The organism is Paraburkholderia sp. SIMBA_053 (assembly GCF_046534895.1).
Taxonomy (GTDB): Bacteria; Pseudomonadota; Gammaproteobacteria; order Burkholderiales; family Burkholderiaceae; genus Paraburkholderia; species Paraburkholderia caledonica.
Genome location: NZ_JAWRXU010001218.1, coordinates 1 through 253 on the forward strand (window position 1 = coordinate 1; position 253 = coordinate 253).

Annotated in this window: 1 protein-coding gene; it reads left to right on the plus strand. The window is 64.0% G+C overall.

The annotated features are described in order from the left end of the window. Positions 1-253, plus strand: a 253-nt coding sequence (locus tag SB753_RS39505; RefSeq protein WP_410805481.1) for a transglycosylase SLT domain-containing protein, incomplete at both ends; no start/stop codon positions are given.

Sequence of the window (253 nt, forward strand, 5' to 3'; positions counted from 1 at the left end):
CAAGCGCATGCTGAAAGACGTAAAGGATCTGACCGACCCGGAGACCAATATCGAGGTCGGCTCCGCGATTCTGTACGGCTACATGAAATCGGCGGGCGGCGATCTGAATGCCGCGCTGAAGAGCTACGGTGGATCGCAGGCGTATGCGGAGAAGGTCAACGGCCGCGTGAAGACATTCGCGGAAGTCGCGGAGGTGGATGCCAGCGCGGCATCGGGCGCGGACCAGCCGCTGCCGTCGCGCGACGGCGGATGC